The sequence below is a fragment of the Mycobacterium sp. genome, from assembly GCF_051006775.1.
Lineage (GTDB): Bacteria > Actinomycetota > Actinomycetes > Mycobacteriales > Mycobacteriaceae > Mycobacterium.
In genome coordinates this window covers 59,296-78,989 of sequence record NZ_JBPCSX010000148.1, presented here as the reverse complement: position 1 = coordinate 78,989, position 19,694 = coordinate 59,296, and the positions used below count along the sequence as shown (strand labels likewise).

Sequence of the window (19,694 nt, the reverse complement as noted above, 5' to 3'; positions counted from 1 at the left end):
CTCGGTGATTAGCGTCCCGATTCGTGCGCAACCTCATCGATGGCGGCGGTTCCGGACGCAGTGACGCCGAATTGCTGTCCGCGCATACCGCCGGGGATCGCTACGCCTTCGCGGAATTGTTCGGACGGCATCATGCCCAGCTCTACCGGCTGGCACGCGGATCGACCTCGACCGCCGAGGATGCCGACGACGCGCTGCAGGAGGCAATGCTCTCGGCCCACCGGGGGGCCGCGTCATTCCGCAATGACGCCGCCGTCAGTAGCTGGCTGCATCGCATTGTTGTCAATGCCTGCCGTGATCGTCTGCGCCGCAACGCCTCTCGGCCGACAGATCCGCTCCCCGACGAGGGCTGCCCGGTGTCTGACCGGACCGCCGGCATTGAGACGAGCCTGATGGTCCGTGAGGCGCTACTGCGGCTGCCGGTCGGGCAGCGGGCGGCGGTGCTGGCGGTCGACGTGCACGGCTATTCGGTTGCCGATGCTGCGGCGCTGCTCGACGTCGCCGAAGGAACCATCAAGAGCCGCTGCGCGCGGGCCCGGGCACGGCTGGCGATTCTGCTCAGTCACCTGTCCCCTGCCACCGGCTGAGGGCAGACTGGCCGGGTGCACCCACACCACAGCGTGACGGCGCGAGCAGCCACGCGTCCGGCCCATGCCGCCCGGCCCGGACTGCCCGCCGCACGGCTGGCCGCCATCCTCATCGGCCTGGCCGCGCTCACGGCGGCTGGGTGGATGGGTGGCGTCGCGCTGCTGAAGTCCACCGGACCGGCGACCTCCGAACCGGTGAGCGCCGGCCAGATCACCGTGACCCCGGCCTCAGCTGCCGCGCGCCCGTGATTCCGGCCGGGAACAGCCCGGTCTACCCTGGTGTTCTGGTCAGTGTGCCGGTCTGCCGGCAGACAGAAAGCCCTTGGGAGAAAGGCCGGGATGAGTAACCAACCCGCCGTCCACGACGTCATCATCATCGGATCCGGCCCGGCCGGATACACCGCGGCCGTCTATACGGCCCGCGCCCAGCTCAAGCCCCTCGTTTTCGAGGGCACTGCCTTCGGTGGTGCGTTGATGACCACAACCGAAGTGGAGAACTTCCCCGGCTTCCGGAATGGCATCACCGGGCCGGAGCTGATGGACGAGATGCGCGAGCAGGCCCTGCGGTTCGGCGCCGACCTGCAGATGGAGGATGTCGAGTCGGTGTCGCTGGCCGGTCCGGTCAAGGAAGTGGTCACCGCCGACGGCGAGACGCACCGCGCGCGGGCGGTGATCCTGGCCATGGGCGCAGCGGCGCGATACCTCGGCGTACCCGGCGAGCAGGAACTGCTCGGCCGCGGCGTGAGCTCCTGTGCCACCTGCGATGGATTCTTCTTCAAGGAGCAGGACATCGCGGTGATCGGCGGCGGTGATTCGGCGATGGAGGAGGCGACGTTCCTCACCCGCTTCGCCCGCAGCGTCACCCTCGTGCATCGCCGCGACGAATTCCGTGCCTCCAGGATCATGCTCGAACGCGCCCGCGAAAACGAGAAGATCACTTTCCTGACCAATACCGCCACCATCGCTGTTGAAGGCGAGACCGCCGTCACCGGCCTGCGGGTCCGCAACGTCACGACCGGTGCGGAGTCGACCCTGCCGGTGACCGGCGTATTCGTGGCGATCGGACACGACCCCCGATCGGAGTTGGTCCGCGGCGCCGTGGATCTCGACGACGAGGGGTACGTCGTAGTGCGCGGACGGACCACGGCGACATCGCTGCCCGGTGTGTTCGCGGCCGGAGACCTCGTCGACCACACCTACCGCCAAGCCATCACCGCTGCCGGCAGTGGCTGTGCAGCGGCCATCGACGCGGAACGCTGGCTGACCCACCCGCACGACGCCGAAACCCCCGCAATGATCGGAGCGCAACAATGAGTGCCACGGTGACCGTTTCTGACGCAACCTTCCCCGATGCCGTCCTGACCAGCACCACACCGGTACTGGTCGACTTCTGGGCCGCCTGGTGCGGGCCGTGCCGCATGGTCGCCCCGGTGCTCGAGGAGATCGCCGCGGAGAAGGCCGGGACACTGACCGTCGCCAAAATCGACGTCGACGCGAACCCCGGCACCGCTCGCGACTACCAGGTCTCGTCTATCCCGACGATGATCCTGTTCCAGGGCGGCCAGCCGGTGACGCGCATCGTCGGCGCCACGAGTAAGGCGCCGTTGCTGAAGGAGCTCTCCGACGTCGTGTAGCGCGATGAATTCGTGACCGGCGGGCGCCCCGAGACGTTTCCGGATCGACTGCTTCTTCTGCGACAATGCTTGTCATGTCGACTCCAGGCCCCGGCGCGGGCGATACTCTGCGCCGCGGGGACAGGAATCCGGCCGTTGTCGAGATACGTGAAGCGCTGGCCGCGCTCGGGTTGCTGGAAAACGACGACCAGGATCTGACCACCGGCCGGCACGTGGCGCTCAACGTGTTCGACGACGAACTCGATCATGCGGTCCGTGCCTTCCAACAGGGCCGGGGTCTGCTCGTCGACGGGATCGTCGGGGAAGCCACCTATCGGGCCCTCAAAGAGGCCTCGTACCGGTTGGGCGCGCGGATCCTGGCGCATCAGTTCGGAGCGCCGATGTATGGCGACGACGTCGCAACTCTGCAGTCTCGGCTGCAGGACCTCGGCTTCTACACCGCTCTGGTGGACGGCTACTTCGGGCTGCAGACGCACAACGCCCTGATGTCCTATCAGCGCGAGTACGGGATGGCCCCGGATGGTATCTGCGGTCCGGAAACGTTGCGCTCGTTGTACTTTCTGGGTTCGCGGGTCACCGGTGGCTCGCTGCACGCGATCCGCGAGGAGGAGCGGGTGCGCCGCTCCGGTCCCCGGCTCTCCGGCAAGCGGATCATCATCGACCCGGGCCGCGGGGGCGACGACAACGGCATGATCGTGCAGGGCCCGCACGGGCCGATGAGCGAAGCCGACATTCTGTGGGACCTGGCCAGCCGGCTTGAGGGACGGATGACGGCGATCGGTATGGAGACATTCCTGTCGCGACCGGTGAGTCGAAGTCCGGCCGATGCCGAGCGGGCCGCCACAGCGAATACCGTCGGCGCCGATCTCATGATCAGCCTGCGATTCGAGCGCCATGTCAGCCCGCTCGCAAATGGGTTGTCCTGCTTCTACTTTGGTAGTTCGCACGGATCGGTGTCTACGCTGGGTCATAACCTGGCCGACTTCATTCAGCGAGAAGTCGTGGCGCGCACCGGATTACTGGACTGCCGGACACACGGCCGTACCTGGGATCTGTTGCGGCTTACCCGCATGCCCTCTGTTCAGGTGGATGTCGGCTACATCACCAACCCCGGCGACCGCAGCATGCTGGTCACCCAGGAGTGCCGTGACGCCATCGCCGAGGGCATTCTCGCGGCGGTCAAGCGGTTGTATCTGCTGGGCAAAAACGACCGCCCCACAGGGACTTTCACCTTCGCCGAGCTGCTCGCTCACGAGCAGTCGGTCGACCAGGGCCGGTCGGCCGTCTAACCGCTGATCTCGGCGCCGCTGACCTGCAGCTGAGAGCTCTCCAGTAGCCGTTCCAGCGCGGCTTCCACCTCGGCCTTCCAACCCAGGCCCTTGTCGAGCTCGAGCCGTAACCGTGGGAAATAGCGATGCGGGGCCACGACGGTAAAGCCCGCTTGGATCAGGAAATCCGCGTCGATCATGCAGCGCTCGAATGAGCAGTCATCCAGCGCGGCCACCGCGTGCTTCAACTCCGGATCCTCGTCTGCGCCAAGCAGTTCCGCAGCCGAGGCGGTACGGCCGAATGCTTCCAGGGCCCGCACCCCGCGCCGGCGAAGCTCGCTGACGACCGATGCGATGAGAAGATTCTCCAACCCCTCGGATTGGCCGGCCTCGACCCCCATCGAGGTCAGCAGGACCGCGTCCGCACTCACCGGACCGGTGGGAAACCGCAGGGCGCGGGGCACCACCCGCGGCGGCGCATACAGGACGTATCCGAGGCACGGCTCGTCATCGTCGACGGCGGGTCGGTCCTCATCGGCGACAGGGGCGGCCACCTGTCCGCACGACCCCCACTCCAACATGACCATCGAGAGCCAGGCCTCTTTCTCGAACTCCGGATCAGGGAGGTAGTTGTCCTCACCCAGGGTCTGCGGGTCGACCTCCCAGAAGACACACCGGCGCGCGTGCTTCGGCAGCTGCTCGAATCCCTCGAGCCGCAGCGGCCTGATGTGGACGGACACTACTTTCCCCGGCTTTCCTGGGGCGCGGACGCGCGCAACCGTTCCCTCAGGATAGGAGAGCGGACGCCGCGCCGCGCGGTGTCGGCCAGACCCCGGACGGAGACCGCCGCGTCGCCGGAATCATGTTGTGCCGCTTGGGTTTTCGAGCAGATACCCGGCACGGCCACAAAAGGGCGGCCGTATTTTGTCACAGTGACGTAACTGTCCGGTGTCCGGGTGGCGGCTATTTTGCAACCGAGGGGTCCATGAGACCCACGATCCGATGCAGATCCTCCACCGACCCGAATTCCACGACGATCTTGCCCTTGCGCTTGCCCAGACTGACCGACACGCGAGTGTCATAGGTACCGGAAAGCCGTTCTGCCACGTCCTGGAGACCCGGCATCTGAATCGGTTTGCGGCGGGGATTCGCGGGCTTCTTACCCCCGCCATGGTTGGCCAGGGTGACGGCCTCTTCGGTGGCACGTACCGACAGTCCCTCGGCGACGACGCGGGCCGCCAACGCCTCCTGCTCGTCCGGCCCAGCCTCCAGGGCCAGCAAGGCTCGGGCGTGACCGGCGGACAGCACGCCGGCCGCGACCCGTCGCTGGACAGCGATAGGCAATTTCAGCAGCCGGATCATGTTGGAAATCACCGGACGGGACCGGCCGATCCGGGTGGCCAACTCCTCGTGAGTAACCTCGAATTCCTCGAGTAACTGCTGGTAGGCCGCCGCCTCTTCCAGCGGGTTCAACTGGGCGCGGTGGATGTTCTCCAGCAGTGCGTCACGCAGCAGGTCATTGTCGCTGGTCTCACGCACAATAGCCGGGATGGCCGTCAGGCCGGCCCGCTGGGCGGCCCGCCAGCGCCGCTCCCCCATGATGAGCTGGTACCGGCCCTCGCCAGCTCCGCCCACCTCGCGGACCACGATCGGCTGCATCAGGCCGAACTCGCGGATGGAATGCACCAGCTCGGCCAGCGCATCCTCGTCGAAGACCTGCCGGGGCTGGCGCGGGTTCGGCTCGATGGCTGTGGGCTCGATCTCCCGGTAGACCGCTCCCATTTCCGTCTCGGCCGGCCGCGGCGATCCCGATGGGGTGCCGGGGCCGCCGATGACGACATCCGCGGCGGCCTGTCCCAATCGGGGACCACCGTCGGACGGTCCGGTGGGGATCAGGGATGCGAGGCCGCGGCCGAGGCCGCCCTTGCGCTTGGATGTCTGGCTCATTACTAGGCCTCCGCCGATTCCGGGTTGCGGTGCGCCAGCTCGCGGCTGGCGTCGAGATAGCTCATGGCGCCCCGTGAGCCTGGGTCATAGTCGATGATCGTCATGCTGTAACCGGGCGCCTCGGACACCTTAACGCTGCGCGGGATCACCGTGCGCAATACCTTGTCCCCAAAGAATCGGCGCACCTCCGACGCAACCTGATCCGCCAGCTTGGTGCGCCCGTCATGCATGGTGAGCACCACGGTGCTGACGGACAGCTTGGGGTTCAGGTGCGCCCGGACCATGTCGATATTCTTCATCAGCTGTGAGACACCTTCCAGCGCGTAGTACTCACACTGGATCGGGATCAGCACTTCAGGGGCTGCGACCAGCGCGTTTATGGTCAGCAGGCCCAACGAGGGCGGGCAGTCGATGAACACGTAGTCGAAGTCGGTCTGGTCCAGGTCTGCCAGGGCATTACGTAGCCGGTTCTCCCGCGCCACCATGCTGACCAACTCGATCTCGGCGCCGGCCAGATCTATGGTGGCGGGAACGCAGAACAGTTTGTCGCTGTGTGGGCTCTTCTGGATGGCCTCTCGTAGTGGCAACTCCCCCAGTAGCACCTCGTAGGAGGACGGTGTCCCCGAACGGCGGTCGGCGATACCGAGGGCGGTGCTGGCGTTGCCCTGCGGATCGAGATCGATCACCAAGGTCTTCAAACCCTGCACCGCCAGCGCCGCCGCCATGTTGACGGCCGTGGTGGTCTTGCCGACGCCGCCCTTCTGATTGGCGACGGTGAAGATGCGCCGGCGGGCCGGTCGGGGAAGCTGCCCGGCGGCCGTGTGCAATACCTTCATGGCACGCTCGGCGGCCGCCCCGATAGGCGTGTCGGTGTCTTCGCCGGGCACCCATGTTTCACGTGAAACATCTCCGCCCTCCATGGGTGGGACAGTCATGGCTCTCTCCTCTCCGGCATACGCCGTGCCCGGGAGGCCGACCGCCGTTCCGCCTTTGCCGCCTCCACCACTGTGGTCGGCGGACTCAGGTAGTCCATTCCGCAGCGCACGACCCGAATGTCTGTCGCGCCCATCTTCGACATCGTCGCCCTGTGCTCGGCGACCTCTTCGTCGGCGCGGTCCCCCTTCAGGGCAAGCATCCGCCCACCGGGTCGTAGCAGCGGCAGACTCCACCGGGTCAGCTTGTCCAAACCGGCGACCGCGCGCGAGACAACAACGTCGGCTCCGGCCAATGCCTTCCGAACCGCTGTGTCCTCTGCCCGGCCACGGACGACCTGGACGGCGATACCGAGCTCGCGAACCACCTCATCGAGAAACTCAGACCGGCGCAACATCGGTTCCACCAAGGTGACCTGGAGGTCCGGGCGGGCGATCGCCACCGGGATCCCGGGCAGGCCCGCTCCGCTACCGATATCCACAACGCGCGCGCCCGGGCCTATCAATTCGACGACAGCCGCGCTGTTGAAGATATGCCTGTCCCAGAGCCGGTCGGCCTCGCGAGGGCCAATCAGCCCACGTGTGACTCCGGGGCCCGCCAGCAACTCTTCATAGCGGCAGGCTCGCTCCAAGCCCTCCCCGAAGATCTCGGCCGCTGCCGTCGGCGGTGCCTGTTTCACGTGAAACATCCCCTCCGCCATCAACCCGAGCATGGAACTACATCTATGTAACTTCAGTCCTTGAGGACCACAACGCGGCGCGAGGGCTCCACGCCCTCGCTCTCACTGTGCACCCCCGGCACCACGGACACCGCATCATGCACAATTTTGCGCTCGAAAGGCGTCATGGGCGCCAACTCCTCGCGTTCGCCGGTCTCGGCTACCCGGCGGGCAACCTTGTCGCCCAGCGCACTGAGTTCATCGCGGCGCCGGCGGCGCCAGCCGGCGACGTCCAGCATCAACCGGCTCCGCTCCCCGGTCTTCTGGTGCACAGCCAGGCGGGTCAGTTCCTGCAGCGCGTCGAGCACCTCGCCGCGGCGTCCAACCAGCTTTGACAGGTCTTCCCCGCCGTCGATGCTGACCACTGCGCGGTCGCCCTCGACGTCCAGGTCGATATCGCCGTCAAAGTCCAGCAGGTCCAGCAGTTCCTCCAGGTAGTCGCCGGCGAACTCGCCCTCGGCGACCAACCGCTCCTCTTGGCTGACCGCCTTGCTGACGGGCGCCTCTGTCAGTTCCTCCGATGCGCTCTCGGTCATGTCACTCTCTCCCTCTCCGTCCGGATCCACGTCCGGTCAACGTTTGCGTTTTTTGGGCCGCGCGCCTGGGCGCGGGGCGCGGTTTTCAGCACCGGGGGCCGGTTGGCTCTCCTCGGGCGCCGCGGTGCCAGTCTTCGCGTCGCCGTCGGCATCGAGTGCGGGCTGCGGGCCTTTGCGGGCCTTGGTGGGCTTGGCTCCCGGCGCAGGCGCATTCGCGGATCGCCGCGCGAGCGCGTCGTCCTTCTTGGCCTCTTCTTCTTTCTCGATCTTGCCGAAGACGAGGTGCTGCTGGCCGAAGGTCCAGATGTTGTTGGACACCCAGTAGATGATGATTGCGATCGGCAGGAACGGGCCACCGACGACGACGCCCAGCGGAAACACATACAGCGCAAGCTTGTTCATCATCGCCGTCTGCGGATTGGCCGCAGCTTCCGCGCTTTGGCGGGCGATCGAGGCGCGGCTGTTGAAGTAGGTCGCGACACCAGCGAGGAGCATCAGCGGGATCGACACCGCGGCCACCGCCGGACGGCTGAAGACGGTGAAGGCCTCCAGGCCGACGGTCTGGGTGATCGATGCGCCGATCGGTGCCCCGAACAGATGGGCGTCGAGGAAGTGGCCGACGTCCGATGCGCTGAACACGTAGTTGCCCAGCGAGCGGTTCTGCTCGACGGACAGACCGAGCCGACCGAAGCCGCTCTGGGTCCGGTTGAACGATGCCAGCACGTGGTACAGACCGAGGAACACCGGGATCTGCGCCAGCATCGGCAAGCAACCGAGGATCGGGTTGAACCCGTGCTCGCGTTGGAGCTTCTGCATCTCCAGCGCCATCCGCTGGCGGTCCTTGCCGTACTTCTTCTGCAGCGCCTTGATCTGTGGCTGCAGCTCCTGCATCTGACGGGTGGTGCGGATCTGCCGAACGAACGGTTTGTACAGCAGCGCGCGCAGACTGAAGACCAGGAACATGACCGAGAGCGCCCAGGCGAAGAAGTTGCTCGGCCCCAGGAACAGGGCAAACAGCTTGTACCAGAGCCACATGATGCCCGAGACCGGGTAGTAGATGTAGTCGAGGCTGAACCAGTTAAACATCGGCGCTCCTGAGCTGCTGTCTCGAGCCGTCGCCGGCGTCCACCCGTTCCGGAATCGGGTCCCATCCTCCGCTACACCACGGTCCGCAGCGGAGGAGCCGGCGTATCGCCAGCCAACCCCCGCGGACGACCCCGTACTCGCTCACCGCATCCACGGCGTACTGACTGCAGGTCGGCATGAACCGACACGACGCGGGCCGTAGCGGCGAGATCATGTGGCGGTAGATCCCGATCCCCGAGATCACCAGCCGTGCCGCCCCACCTCGGGCGGCCGTCACCGGCGCCGCTCCATCAACTGCTGAGCCCGGTCAAGTGCCGCCCCCAGTTCCTGCCGCAACCGCGCTGACGTGGCTGTCCGGCTGCCGGGTAGCGCGCGGATGACGATGCGGTCGGTGGGCTCGAGATTGCTAATCATGCTGCCGACCAGATGCCGCAAGCGCCGGGAGACCCGATGCCGCTGCACTGAACCGCCCACGGATTTGCTGACGACGAAGCCGATCGCAGGTCCACGGGGATTTCCTTCACCGCGATGGGCATGGACAACAAGATCCGGTTGCGCCGCTCGCACACCGCGTTTGACCGTGGTGCCGAAGTCTGCAGACCGTGTCATCCGGTGTCGAGCCGGGAGCACGTTGGGCGACCGGTTGGTCAGGCAGTCAGCGAGCGACGGCCCTTGCGCCGACGACCCGAGACGATTGCCCGGCCGGCGCGAGTGCGCATCCGCAGACGAAACCCATGCACCCTGGCCCGCCGACGGTTGTTCGGCTGGAAGGTCCGCTTGCCCTTGGCCACGGCTATGTCTCCTCGTCATTCGCAGGCCGCGCTCCGGGGACGTTTCCTCGGACAACGTGGTCGCTATCGATCAGCTTGGCACTAACCGGCGCGGCCCCGGAGGACCCGGTCGCAGCCGTATCACCACATTCGGGCGACGAGTCGAGGGTACTGACCGCACTTGCGCAGGTCAAACCGCCCTATCCGGGTCAGCCGTCCGAGCGGGCGCGGGCGGCATTGTTCACCGGTTGGCACCCGGCTGGAAACCTGTTAGCTTCTGGCAGGGCAACGACTCCGGACCCTCCTGTCCGATTCGCAGCCAACAGACATTTACTGCCGATACGCTGCGAATAAGGAATACCCCTACCTGTACACAACTGTGGATAACTATGTGGACAGTTTCGGGACACCGTCTTTTTTCAACGCCAAGATTTGAACTGGGGGACCTGTTGTTGGGGGACGACCCAGGTTCTGATTTCGCCACCGTTTGGGGTTCGGTGGTCGCCGAACTCAACGGCGACCACGACGGGGCGGCCGGCGGCCCCACCGACAATCCGCTCACCCCCCAGCAGCGGGCTTGGCTCAAACTGGTCCGACCGTTGACCATCGCCGAGGGATTCGCCCTGCTGTCGGTGCCAAGTTCATTCGTACAGAACGAAATCGAGCGCCACCTCCGAACACCGATAGTCGACGCCCTCAGCCGACGGTTGGGTCAACGCGTCGAGCTCGGCGTACGTATCGAACCGTCCGGCGACGATGCCCCGGGTGCCGCCGAGGCCGGTGGGGTTGAGTCTGATCTGGACGAGGTCGACGAAGACAGTGAAGCGCTGGCCAGCGCGCACGAGACCTGGCCGAGCTACTTCATCGAAAAGCCGCGGGACAATGGCTCCGGTGAGAAAGCCGAGACCAGCCTCAACCGCAGGTACACCTTTGACACATTCATCATCGGCGCATCGAACCGCTTCGCCCATGCTGCTGCTCTGGCGATCGCCGAGGCACCCGCACGTGCGTACAATCCGCTGTTCATCTGGGGTGAGTCCGGTCTGGGCAAAACGCACCTCCTGCACGCCGCCGGTAACTACGCCCAGCGGCTTTTTCCCGGAATGCGGGTCAAGTACGTCTCGACCGAGGAATTCACCAACGACTTCATCAACTCGCTGCGCGATGACCGCCGGGTGGCGTTCAAGCGCAGCTACCGGGACATCGACGTGCTTTTAGTCGATGACATCCAGTTCATCGAGGGTAAGGAGGGCATCCAGGAGGAGTTCTTCCACACCTTCAACACCCTCCACAACGCCAACAAGCAGATCGTGATCTCCTCCGATCGCCCGCCCAAGAAACTGGCCACCCTCGAGGACCGGCTCCGAACCCGGTTCGAGTGGGGTCTGATCACCGACGTCCAGCCGCCGGAATTGGAAACCCGGATCGCTATTCTGCGCAAGAAAGCGCAGATGGAACGCTTGGACGTACCCGACGATGTCCTGGAGCTCATCGCCAGCAGCATCGAACGCAACATCCGCGAACTAGAGGGCGCACTCATTCGGGTAACCGCGTTTGCATCACTCAACAGGGCGCCGATCGATACGGCTCTCGCCGAGATAGTGCTGCGGGACCTGATTGCCGACGCCGGCACTGCACAGATCAGCTCGGCGATGATCATGGCCGCCACCGCCGAGTACTTCGAGACCACCGTCGAGGAACTGCGTGGACCGGGTAAAACCCGTGCGTTGGCTCAATCTCGCCAGATCGCGATGTATCTCTGCCGCGAACTCACCGACCTGTCACTTCCGAAGATCGGCCAGGCGTTCGGCCGCGACCACACGACTGTCATGTACGCCCAGAAGAAGATCCTCAATGAAATGGCTTACCGCCGCGAGGTCTTCGATCACGTGAAGGAACTCACCACGCGGATCCGTCAGCGGTCCAAGCGCTGAGATTTGCCGGTACTCAACGCCAATCGACGCCGCAAACTGCAGACGTCACCAAAAAACTTTGGCCGCACCCGTATCAGTGTTCACACCATCAGGTTGTGTAGACCTTGTTAGGAACTACAGAGCAGACGCGCCGTTCGAACCGAACAACTGCGGAGGCCCGAATTCCTTCCACAGCCAGTCCTAGACGCGTCCACAGCTGTCCACAATCCATCCACAACCCGCTACCCCACCTGATCAGGTTCGATACCCGGTAATCCACAGCTTGCACAGCACCTATTACTATTGCTGTCAGTTACTTAAAGGTTTTCTTCTAGAAGAAGGGCCCTGGGGAAAACTCGCACCGGCCGCCCTCCGGGGCCGCTTTCGTCCGGGTTGTCAGCCCTGGCATTTAACGTTCAAGATGGGCACCGACGCTTTACGGTTGGTCATCGGACCGCACGGTAACGGCGGCGTTGCCGGGTGATGAAGGGACACGATTGAACGTGGCGACCACAACGGTGGGCTCCGATTTGAGATTTCGCCTGGTCCGTGAGGATTTCGCCGATGCGGTTGCCTGGGTGGCCCGGAGTCTTCCCAGCCGGCCGGCCGTCCCCGTCCTGGCCGGCGTGTTGATCACCGGATCCGACGAAGGTCTGAAAATCGCCGGATTCGACTACGACGTGTCCAGTGAAGTGCTCATTCCCGCCGAAATCGCTTCTCCGGGAACAGTTTTGTTCTCCGGGCGTCTTTTGTCGGATATCACCCGGGCCTTGCCGGCCAAGCCCGTCGACGTCAGCGTCGACGGAAATCGTGTTCTTCTGAGTTGTGGGAGTGCAAAATTTTCCCTCCCCGCCATGCCGGTCGAGGACTACCCGGCTCTTCCGACGCTCCCGGCGGAGACCGGCGTGGTTGCTGCCGACCTGTTCACCGAGGCCGTGGGACAGGTTGCGGTCGCCGCCGGTCGAGATGACACCCTGCCGATGCTGACCGGAATCCGGGTCGAGATTTCCGGTGACAAGGTGGTCCTCTCAGCAACCGACCGGTTCCGCCTGGCCGTACGGGAACTCACATGGTCCACCAACTCCCCGGGTGTCGATGCCGCGGTTCTGGTCCCGGCGAAAACCCTCGCCGAAGCCGCCAAGGCTGTGACTTCTGGTTCCGATGTCCACCTCGCGCTGGGCGCCGGCGCGTCGGTTGGCGAGGAACGTCTCCTCGGAATTCGCAGTGCCGGAAAGCGCAGCACCACGCGCCTGCTGGACACCGAGTTCCCGAAATTTCGTCAGCTGCTACCCACTGAGCACACTGCGCTGGCGACCGTCGGGGTGGCCGAGCTCACCGACGCCATCAAACGAGTGGCCCTGGTCGCCGACCGCGGTGCCCAAGTCCGGATGGAGTTCGCCGCCGATGTGCTGCACCTGGCGGCCGGTGGTGCTGACGGCGTGGGTCTGGCCGAAGAGGATCTCGCGGTCGACTTCGTCGGAGAACCGTTGACCATTGCTTTCAACCCGACTTACCTGACCGATGGTCTCGGCTCATTGCACAGTGATCGGGTGACCTTCGGATTCACCACGGCCAGTAAGCCGGCGGTGCTGCGGCCCGCTGGTGACAGCGCTCCGGACGACTCATCAGTGGGCCCGTTCCCAGCCGGGGACACCGATTACGTGTACCTGCTGATGCCGGTCCGCCTGCCCGGCTGACCTTGAGGGTTCCACTATCCGGATAGGGCCCACCCGCGACCATGTATGTCCGACACCTTGCTCTGCACGACTTCCGGTCCTGGTCTGCCCTGGATCTCGAGCTCTCCCCGGGCCGCACGGTATTCGTCGGACCCAACGGGTTCGGAAAAACGAACATCGTGGAGGCTCTGTGGTACTGCGCGACCCTCGGTTCCCACCGGGTGGGAACCGACGCCCCATTGGTCAGGGCCGGCGCCGAACGGGCCGTCGTCTCGGCGATTGTGGTCAACGAGGGCCGCGAACTCGCTGTCGATATCGAGATCGCGGCTGGGCGAGCGAACAAAGCGCGGCTGAATCGCTCACCGGTACGCAGTACACGCGAGGTCCTGGGGGCGGTGCGCGCGGTGTTGTTCGCGCCCGAGGATCTGGCACTGGTCCGCGGCGACCCCGCCGAGCGACGGCGCTATCTCGACGAGTTGGCGACCCTGCGACGGCCGACAATTGCCGGTGTACGCGCTGACTACGACAAGGTTCTCAAACAGCGCACGGCTCTGCTGAAGTCGGCCTCGGCTGCCCGATTCCGGGGGGATCACGGGGTTCTCGAAACCCTCGATGTGTGGGACGGCCACCTTGCTGCCCATGGCGCGCAGTTGATGGCCGCCCGACTCGAACTGATCAATCAGCTCGGCCCGGAAGTGGAGAAGGCCTACCAGCTACTCGCGCCCGCATCGCGGCCCGCTGCGATCAGCTATCGGCCAAGTATCGACCCAGCAGGATCCGATACCGCCGATGTGGAGTATCTCGAGGCCGCGCTGCTGGCGGGCCTGGCCGCCCGGCGCAATGCTGAACTCGAGCGGGGGGTGTGCCTGGTCGGTCCGCACCGCGATGATCTGGAACTGCGGCTCGGGGACCAACCGGCGAAAGGGTTCGCCAGCCATGGCGAGTCATGGTCGATGGCACTTGCGCTGAGGCTGGCCGCCTACGAGTTGTTGCGCGCTGAGGGCAGCGAGCCGATTCTCATCCTCGACGACGTGTTCGCCGAACTCGACGACTCCCGGCGCCGCGCGCTGGCCGGGGTCGCCGCATCGGCGGAACAGGTCCTGGTCACCGCGGCTGTCGGCGACGACATTCCGGCCGACTGGGAGGCCACCCGGATCGCGATCCACATGCGCGAGGATGAGTCCGGACGGGGATCGGAGGTGAGCGCATGACCGAACCCGATGACCTGCCGCCCGACCACCTCAAAGATGTGCCCGGAATGGATCTCGTGCGCCGCGCACTCGAGGAGGCCCGAGCTGCAGCCCGCGGCCAGGGTAAAGATGTCGGCCACGGTCGCCGTTCCCCGAGGAAGCAGCGCACCGGCAACCCGCGGGACAACCGTCGGCGCTGGTCGGGGCCCGGTCCCGATAGCCGTGACCCCCAACCGGTCGGGCGGGTTTCGCGCGAGTTGGCCAAGACCCAGGGCTGGTCCGGGCGCGTTGCCGAGGGCACCGTCTTCGCTGAATGGGCGAGCGTGGTCGGGGAGCAGATCGCCGAACACGCCACGCCGACCTCGCTGCGTGAGGGTGTCTTGCACGTGGCCGCCGAGTCCACGGCCTGGGCGACCCAACTTCGTATGGTTCAGGCGCAACTCTTAGCCAAGATCGCCGCGGCGGTGGGCGATGGTGTGGTGACCGCACTCAAAATCACCGGCCCGGTGGCGCCGTCGTGGCGGAAGGGACCGCTGCATGTCCGGGGGAGAGGTCCGCGCGACACCTACGGATAGGCCGGACCCGCCGAATGCTTACCACATTGGCCTAGCCTCAGCGCCACCAGGACGCCAAAACCGGGCGTGTCAAGCGTCCGGACGAGAGTCGATCCGAGATATTCCGCGCACGGTCCAAATAGGTGTCCAAAAATGCCGCCGCAGAGTCAGTCCTGTCCCCCCTTCCCGGTAGACTGTGGTCAAACGTTCGAGCGGCCCCCAGCTGCTCGACTGCTAATTCCGAGGAGATCTGTTCGATCGTGGCTGCCCCGAAGAAGAAACAAGACGATGACTACGGTGCGGGCTCCATCAAGATCCTCGAGGGGCTTGAGGCTGTTCGCAAACGGCCCGGCATGTACATCGGGTCGACGGGCAGGCGCGGGCTGCACCATCTGGTGTGGGAGGTTGTCGACAACGCCGTCGACGAGGCGATGGCTGGATTCGCCGATCAGGTCGACGTCCGACTTCTCGACGACGGCGGAGTGGAAGTCAGCGATAACGGTCGCGGTATCCCGGTGGCGATGCACGAGTCCGGCGTCCCGACCATCGATGTGGTCATGACCGTGCTGCACGCCGGCGGCAAGTTCGAGGAAGGTGCCTACCAGGTCTCCGGTGGTCTGCATGGCGTGGGTGTCTCGGTGGTCAACGCGCTGTCCACCCGGCTTGAGGCTGATATCTGCCGCGACGGCTACCAGTGGTTTCAGACCTACGACAATTCCATTCCCGGCAGTATCAAACAGGGCGAGGCCACCAAGAAGAGCGGCAGCACGATCCGATTCTGGGCGGACCCGAATATCTTCGAGACCACCGATTACGACTTCGACACCGTTGAGCAACGCCTTCGCGAGATGGCATTCCTCAACAAGGGCCTCACCATCAATCTCACCGATGAACGGGTGACCGCCGAGGAAGTGGTCGACGAAGTCGTCAGCGACACCGCCGAAGCACCCAGGTCCGCCGACGAGATCGCGGCCGAGAAGTCGACGCCGGCCAAGAAGGTCATGCACCGCACCTTCCACTACCCCGGCGGTCTGGTCGACTTCGTCAAGCACATCAACCGCACCAAGCAACCGATCACCAGCAGCATTGTTGGCTTCTCCGGCAAGGGTGAGGGCCACGAGGTCGAGGTCGCGATGCAGTGGAACTCGGGTTATTCCGAGTCGGTCCACACCTTCGCCAACACCATCAACACCCATGAGGGCGGCACGCACGAGGAAGGCTTCCGTGCGGCACTGACCACCGTCGTCAACAAATACGCCAAGGACAAGAAGATCCTGAAAGAGAAGGACCCGAACCTCACCGGTGACGATATCCGTGAGGGTCTGGCCGCTGTTGTATCGGTGAAGGTGGCGCAGCCGCAGTTCGAGGGCCAGACGAAAACCAAGCTGGGCAACACCGAGGTCAAGTCCTTCGTTCAGAAGATCTGCAACGAGCAGTTGACGCACTGGTTTGAAGCCAACCCGTCGGATGCCAAAACCATTCTGAATAAAGCGGTTTCATCGGCTCAGGCCCGGATGGCCGCCCGTAAGGCGCGTGAGCTGGTGCGCCGCAAGAGCGCGACCGATATCGGCGGGCTGCCGGGCAAGCTGGCCGACTGCCGCTCCACCGATCCCAAGCAGTGCGAACTGTATGTGGTGGAGGGTGACTCAGCCGGCGGCTCGGCGAAGAGCGGCCGCGACTCGATGTTCCAGGCGATACTTCCGCTGCGCGGCAAGATCATCAACGTCGAGAAGGCCCGGATCGACCGGGTTCTGAAGAACACCGAAGTCCAGTCGATCATCACCGCACTGGGCACCGGGATTCACGACGAGTTCGATCTCACCAAGCTCCGGTATCACAAGATCGTTCTGATGGCAGACGCCGATATCGACGGCCAGCACATCTCGACGCTGTTGTTGACGCTGCTGTTCCGGTTCATGAAGCCGCTGATCGAAAGCGGCCACGTCTATCTGGCGCAACCGCCGCTGTACAAGCTCAAGTGGCAGCGAGTCGAACACGAGTTCGCCTAGTCCGATCGGGAGCGCGACGCCTTGCTCGAGCACGGCGCGGCCAATGGCAAGAAGATCAACAAGGACGACGGCATCCAGCGCTACAAGGGTCTCGGCGAGATGGACGCCAAGGAACTGTGGGAGACCACCATGGATCCGTCCGTCCGTGTGCTGCGCCAGATCACCTTGGACGACGCCGCCGCCGCCGATGAACTGTTCTCCGTGCTCATGGGCGACGACGTCGAAGCCCGCCGCAGCTTCATTACCCGCAATGCCAAAGACGTTCGCTTCCTTGACGTTTAACGACGATTTTTAGCCGATTAGGGACTGAATCAGATGACTGACACCACCCTGCCGCCCGACGGGACCACTGGCGACCGGATCGAACCTGTCGACATCCAGCAGGAGATGCAGAACAGCTACATCGACTACGCGATGAGCGTCATCGTCGGGCGCGCGTTGCCCGAAGTGCGAGACGGCCTCAAGCCGGTGCACCGCCGGGTGCTCTACGCCATGTACGACTCCGGGTTCCGGCCCGACCGCAGCCACGCCAAGTCGGCGCGCTCGGTCGCCGAGACGATGGGCAACTATCACCCGCACGGCGACTCCTCGATTTACGACACCCTGGTCCGGATGGCCCAGCCGTGGTCGCTGCGCTACCCGTTGGTCGACGGGCAGGGCAACTTCGGCTCGCCGGGTAACGACCCGCCGGCCGCCATGAGGTACACCGAGGCCCGGCTCACTCCGCTGGCCATGGATATGCTCCGTGAAATCGACGAGGAGACAGTCGATTTCGTTCCCAACTACGACGGCCGGGTGCAGGAGCCGACGGTTCTGCCGAGCCGCTTTCCCAACCTGCTTGCCAACGGCTCCGGTGGTATCGCCGTCGGCATGGCCACCAACATCCCGCCGCACAATCTCCGCGAACTCGCCGACGCCGTCTACTGGTGCCTGGAGAACCACGAGGCCGATGAGGAAACCACACTCGCGGCGATGATCGAACGGATCAAGGGGCCGGACTTCCCGACCTCCGGTTTGATCGTCGGCACCTCCGGTGTCATCGACGCCTACACAACCGGCCGAGGCTCGGTCCGGATGCGCGGTGTGGTGGAGATCGAAGAGGACTCCCGCGGGCGAACCGGCATCGTCATCACCGAGTTGCCCTACCAGGTCAACCACGACAACTTCATCACCTCGATCGCCGATCAGGTGCGCGAAGGCAAGCTTGCCGGAATCTCCAACATCGAGGACCAGTCCAGCGACCGGGTGGGCCTGCGCATCGTCGTGGAGATCAAACGCGATGCCGTCGCCAAGGTGGTGCTGAACAACCTCTACAAGCACACCCAGCTGCAGACCAGCTTCGGCTGCAACATGCTTTCGATCGTTGACGGTGTGCCGCGCACCCTGCGGCTGGACCAGATGATCCGCTACTACGTGGCGCACCAGCTCGACGTGATCGTGCGGCGGACCACCTACCGGCTGCGCAAGGCCAACGAACGGGCCCACATCCTGCGCGGTCTGGTCAAGGCACTTGACGCCCTCGACGCGGTGATCGCGTTGATCCGCGCGTCGGAGACCGTCGACGTCGCCAGGACCGGCCTGATCGAACTACTCGATATCGACGATATCCAGGCCCAGGCCATCCTCGACATGCAGCTGCGCCGGCTGGCTGCCCTGGAGCGGCAGAAGATCGTCGACCAACTGGCCGAGATCGAGACCGAGATCGCCGACCTCGAGGACATTCTGGCCAAGCCGGAGCGCCAGCGCGGCATCGTGCGCGACGAGCTCGCTGAGATCGTCGAGAAGCACGGTGACGATCGGCGCACCCGCATAGTCGGCGCCGAGGGCGAGGTGTCGGACGAAGACCTCATCGCCCGTGAAGAGGTGGTCGTGACGATCACCGAGACCGGCTACGCCAAGCGGACCAAGACCGACCTGTACCGCAGCCAGAAGCGCGGCGGCAAGGGCGTGCAGGGCGCCGCGCTCAAGCAGGACGACATCGTGCGGCACTTCTTTGTCTGCTCCACCCACGATTGGATCCTGTTCTTCACCACGCAGGGCCGGGTCTACCGGGCGAAGGCCTATGAGCTGCCGGAGTCGCTGCGGGCGGCCCGCGGGCAGCACGTGGCCAACCTGCTGGCATTCCAGCCCGACGAGCGCATCGCGCAGGTCATCCAGATCAAGACCTACGAGGATGCCCCGTATCTGGTGCTTGCCACCCGCAACGGCCTGGTGAAGAAGTCCAAGCTGACCGACTTCGACTCCAACCGCTCGGGCGGCATCGTGGCGGTCAATCTGCGCGACGGCGACGAGCTGGTGGGTGCGGTGCTGTGCTCCGCCGAGGAGGACCTGCTGCTGGTGAGCGCGAAGGGCCAGTCGATCAGGTTCTCCGCCACCGATGAGGCGCTGCGCCCGATGGGCCGGGCAACGTCCGGTGTGCAGGGCATGCGATTCAACGCCGACGATGAGCTGTTGTCGTTGAACGTGGTCCGTGAGGGAACCTATCTGCTGGTCGCCACCGCCGGCGGCTTCTCCAAGCGCACCGCGATCGAGGAGTACAGCCCGCAGGGCCGCGGCGGTAAAGGCATCCTGACCATCCAGTACGACGCCCGCCGTGGCAGTCTGGTGGGCGCGCTGGTGGTCGATGACGACAGCGAGCTGTACGCCATCACCTCCGGCGGAGGAGTGATTCGTACTGCGGCACGGCAGGTCCGCAAGGCGGGGCGCCAAACCAAGGGCGTTCGCTTGATGAACCTGGGCGAGGGCGACACACTGATAGCCATTGCCCGCAATGCTGAGGAGCAGGGCTCCGAAGAGCAGGGCGAGGACGAGGCCGGAGAGGACGCCGACGCGACGTAAGGCCGCGCGGCACAGGTGAGGAGAAGTGGTGGGTT

Annotated in this window: 19 protein-coding genes and 1 pseudogene; 11 read left to right on the top strand and 9 right to left on the bottom strand. The window is 65.0% G+C overall.

Going from position 1 to position 19,694, the window contains the following annotated elements:
* Positions 1-23 precede the first annotated feature (23 nt).
* The 5 genes from sigM (at position 24) to ACR2JI_RS10650 (ending at position 3,510) form a co-directional block, all read left to right on the top strand.
* Positions 24-587 (top strand): RNA polymerase sigma factor SigM, encoded by a 564-nt coding sequence (gene sigM / locus ACR2JI_RS10670; protein ID WP_526390040.1) that lies wholly within the window; start codon positions 24-26, stop codon positions 585-587.
* A 15-nt stretch (positions 588-602) separates the two neighbouring features.
* Complete coding sequence (locus ACR2JI_RS10665) at positions 603-836, top strand: hypothetical protein (RefSeq protein ID WP_526390039.1); 234 nt, start codon at positions 603-605, stop codon at positions 834-836.
* Between the two features lie 90 nt (positions 837-926).
* Entirely contained in the window at positions 927-1,901 is a 975-nt protein-coding gene (trxB, locus tag ACR2JI_RS10660; protein ID WP_526390038.1) for a thioredoxin-disulfide reductase, read from the top strand.
* Entirely contained in the window at positions 1,898-2,221 is a 324-nt protein-coding gene (gene trxA, locus ACR2JI_RS10655) for a thioredoxin (RefSeq protein ID WP_526390037.1), read from the top strand. The genes trxB and trxA overlap by 4 nt, the downstream gene beginning before the upstream one ends.
* 74 nt (positions 2,222-2,295) lie before the next feature.
* Positions 2,296-3,510, top strand: coding sequence for an N-acetylmuramoyl-L-alanine amidase (locus ACR2JI_RS10650; RefSeq protein ID WP_526390036.1), 1,215 nt, complete (start codon positions 2,296-2,298; stop codon positions 3,508-3,510).
* On the opposite strand, the gene ACR2JI_RS10645 is transcribed toward ACR2JI_RS10650, so the two are convergent.
* From ACR2JI_RS10645 to rpmH, 9 genes are all read right to left on the bottom strand, one after another.
* The gene (locus ACR2JI_RS10645; RefSeq protein ID WP_526390035.1) at positions 3,507-4,229 is read right to left on the bottom strand and encodes an acetyltransferase; all 723 of its coding nucleotides are present in this window, start codon (positions 4,227-4,229) and stop codon (positions 3,507-3,509) included. The genes ACR2JI_RS10650 and ACR2JI_RS10645 overlap by 4 nt on opposite strands.
* A 223-nt stretch (positions 4,230-4,452) precedes the next feature.
* Entirely contained in the window at positions 4,453-5,436 is a 984-nt protein-coding gene (locus tag ACR2JI_RS10640; protein WP_526390034.1) for a ParB/RepB/Spo0J family partition protein, read from the bottom strand.
* A 2-nt stretch (positions 5,437-5,438) separates the two neighbouring features.
* On the bottom strand, positions 5,439-6,371 hold the full coding sequence (locus ACR2JI_RS10635; RefSeq protein WP_526390033.1) for a ParA family protein: 933 nt from the start codon (positions 6,369-6,371) through the stop codon (positions 5,439-5,441).
* Positions 6,368-7,057 (bottom strand): 16S rRNA (guanine(527)-N(7))-methyltransferase RsmG, encoded by a 690-nt coding sequence (gene rsmG, locus ACR2JI_RS10630; RefSeq protein WP_526390058.1) that lies wholly within the window; start codon positions 7,055-7,057, stop codon positions 6,368-6,370. The genes ACR2JI_RS10635 and rsmG overlap by 4 nt, the downstream gene beginning before the upstream one ends.
* A 44-nt stretch (positions 7,058-7,101) precedes the next feature.
* Positions 7,102-7,623 (bottom strand): Jag family protein, encoded by a 522-nt coding sequence (locus tag ACR2JI_RS10625; protein ID WP_526390032.1) that lies wholly within the window; start codon positions 7,621-7,623, stop codon positions 7,102-7,104.
* Between the two features lie 36 nt (positions 7,624-7,659).
* Positions 7,660-8,709, bottom strand: a complete 1,050-nt coding sequence (gene yidC / locus ACR2JI_RS10620; RefSeq protein WP_526390031.1) for a membrane protein insertase YidC — start codon at positions 8,707-8,709, stop codon at positions 7,660-7,662.
* Positions 8,702-8,986, bottom strand: coding sequence for a membrane protein insertion efficiency factor YidD (gene yidD, locus ACR2JI_RS10615; protein WP_526390030.1), 285 nt, complete (start codon positions 8,984-8,986; stop codon positions 8,702-8,704). Before yidD ends, yidC begins: the two co-directional genes overlap by 8 nt.
* A complete protein-coding gene (rnpA, locus tag ACR2JI_RS10610) occupies positions 8,983-9,339 on the bottom strand; it encodes a ribonuclease P protein component (protein WP_526390029.1) in 357 nt (118 codons plus the stop codon). The genes yidD and rnpA overlap by 4 nt, the downstream gene beginning before the upstream one ends.
* A gap of 17 nt (positions 9,340-9,356) precedes the next feature.
* Positions 9,357-9,500, bottom strand: coding sequence for a 50S ribosomal protein L34 (rpmH, locus tag ACR2JI_RS10605; protein WP_019735309.1), 144 nt, complete (start codon positions 9,498-9,500; stop codon positions 9,357-9,359).
* 431 nt (positions 9,501-9,931) lie between these two features.
* Here rpmH and dnaA point away from each other — a divergent pair, with 431 nt between their 5' ends.
* From dnaA to gyrA, 6 genes and pseudogenes are all read left to right on the top strand, one after another.
* Positions 9,932-11,413: a chromosomal replication initiator protein DnaA gene (gene dnaA / locus ACR2JI_RS10600; protein WP_526390028.1), complete on the top strand. Its 1,482-nt coding sequence runs from the start codon at positions 9,932-9,934 to the stop codon at positions 11,411-11,413.
* A gap of 482 nt (positions 11,414-11,895) precedes the next feature.
* Complete coding sequence (dnaN, locus tag ACR2JI_RS10595; protein ID WP_526390027.1) at positions 11,896-13,089, top strand: DNA polymerase III subunit beta; 1,194 nt, start codon at positions 11,896-11,898, stop codon at positions 13,087-13,089.
* Between the two features lie 41 nt (positions 13,090-13,130).
* Complete coding sequence (gene recF / locus ACR2JI_RS10590) at positions 13,131-14,279, top strand: DNA replication/repair protein RecF (RefSeq protein WP_526390026.1); 1,149 nt, start codon at positions 13,131-13,133, stop codon at positions 14,277-14,279.
* Positions 14,276-14,833, top strand: coding sequence for a DUF721 family protein (locus ACR2JI_RS10585; protein ID WP_526390025.1), 558 nt, complete (start codon positions 14,276-14,278; stop codon positions 14,831-14,833). The genes recF and ACR2JI_RS10585 overlap by 4 nt, the downstream gene beginning before the upstream one ends.
* 239 nt (positions 14,834-15,072) lie before the next feature.
* Positions 15,073-17,103 (top strand): annotated as a pseudogene (gyrB, locus tag ACR2JI_RS10580) (DNA topoisomerase (ATP-hydrolyzing) subunit B).
* A gap of 33 nt (positions 17,104-17,136) precedes the next feature.
* Complete coding sequence (gyrA, locus tag ACR2JI_RS10575; protein WP_526390024.1) at positions 17,137-19,659, top strand: DNA gyrase subunit A; 2,523 nt, start codon at positions 17,137-17,139, stop codon at positions 19,657-19,659.
* The last annotated feature ends 35 nt before the right edge of the window (positions 19,660-19,694 follow it).

What these genes read in the sequence shown, in the direction of transcription:
- trxB (WP_526390038.1), top strand. Translation starts at nt 927, where the DNA reads ATGAGTAACCAACCCGCCGTCCACGACGTCATCATCATCGGATCCGGC.
- trxA (WP_526390037.1), top strand. Translation starts at nt 1,898, where the DNA reads ATGAGTGCCACGGTGACCGTTTCTGACGCAACCTTCCCCGATGCCGTC.
- ACR2JI_RS10650 (WP_526390036.1), top strand. Translation starts at nt 2,296, where the DNA reads ATGTCGACTCCAGGCCCCGGCGCGGGCGATACTCTGCGCCGCGGGGAC.
- ACR2JI_RS10640 (WP_526390034.1), bottom strand. Translation starts at nt 5,436, where the DNA reads ATGAGCCAGACATCCAAGCGCAAGGGCGGCCTCGGCCGCGGCCTCGCA.
- ACR2JI_RS10635 (WP_526390033.1), bottom strand. Translation starts at nt 6,371, where the DNA reads ATGACTGTCCCACCCATGGAGGGCGGAGATGTTTCACGTGAAACATGG.
- rsmG (WP_526390058.1), bottom strand. Translation starts at nt 7,057, where the DNA reads ATGTTTCACGTGAAACAGGCACCGCCGACGGCAGCGGCCGAGATCTTC.
- ACR2JI_RS10625 (WP_526390032.1), bottom strand. Translation starts at nt 7,623, where the DNA reads ATGACCGAGAGCGCATCGGAGGAACTGACAGAGGCGCCCGTCAGCAAG.
- yidC (WP_526390031.1), bottom strand. Translation starts at nt 8,709, where the DNA reads ATGTTTAACTGGTTCAGCCTCGACTACATCTACTACCCGGTCTCGGGC.
- recF (WP_526390026.1), top strand. Translation starts at nt 13,131, where the DNA reads ATGTATGTCCGACACCTTGCTCTGCACGACTTCCGGTCCTGGTCTGCC.
- ACR2JI_RS10585 (WP_526390025.1), top strand. Translation starts at nt 14,276, where the DNA reads ATGACCGAACCCGATGACCTGCCGCCCGACCACCTCAAAGATGTGCCC.
- gyrA (WP_526390024.1), top strand. Translation starts at nt 17,137, where the DNA reads ATGACTGACACCACCCTGCCGCCCGACGGGACCACTGGCGACCGGATC.